This window comes from Streptomyces sp. UNOB3_S3 (assembly GCF_020740895.1).
Taxonomy (GTDB): Bacteria; Actinomycetota; Actinomycetes; order Streptomycetales; family Streptomycetaceae; genus Streptomyces.
In genome coordinates this window covers 1-611 of record NZ_JAILXP010000770.1, presented here as the reverse complement: position 1 = coordinate 611, position 611 = coordinate 1, and the positions used below count along the sequence as shown (strand labels likewise).

The window sequence follows — 611 nt, the reverse complement described above, 5'->3', positions numbered from 1 at the left end:
GGCGTGTACCGGCTGTGGAACACCGATCCGGGCGGGGCGTTCGGGCCGGGGGACGATCCGCTGTACATCACGATGCCCGTGCAGCTGGTGGTCGCGGACGCGGGGACGCACCTGGTGTTCCACGACAACACCTGGGACGGCCGGGTCGCTCTGTGGGAGGGCGAGGAGGGCGCGGGCTCGGGGCACGACCGGCCGGGGCGCTGCGAGACGCGGATGGAGGGCGGCCCGCTGCGCTACTGGGTGATGGTGGGCACTCCGGCGCGGGTGCTCCACGGCTGGGCGGCGCTGACCGGGGGTGCCGCGCTGCCGCCGGCGTGGGCGCTGGGGTACCAGCACGCGCGCTGGGGCTTCGGCAGCGAGCGGGAGGTGCGGCGGGTGGTGACCGGCTACCGGGAGCGGGGGCTGCCGCTGTCGGCGCTGCACCTGGACATCGACCACTACCGGGGGCACCGGGTGTTCACGGTGGACCGGGAGCGCTTCCCCGATCTGCCGGGACTGGCCGCCGAGCTGAAGGAGGAGGGGGTGCGGCTGGTGTCGATCGTCGACCCGGCGGTGAAGGCCGAGCCGGGGCTGGCGGAGTACGACACGGGGGTGGCGGCCTGTCTCTTATC

At 74.6% G+C, this 611-nt stretch carries 1 protein-coding gene; it reads left to right on the top strand.

The window, feature by feature from the left end:
- Positions 1–611 (top strand): TIM-barrel domain-containing protein (locus tag K6I33_RS35550; protein ID WP_275126867.1); only part of this gene is annotated, 611 nt, incomplete at both ends.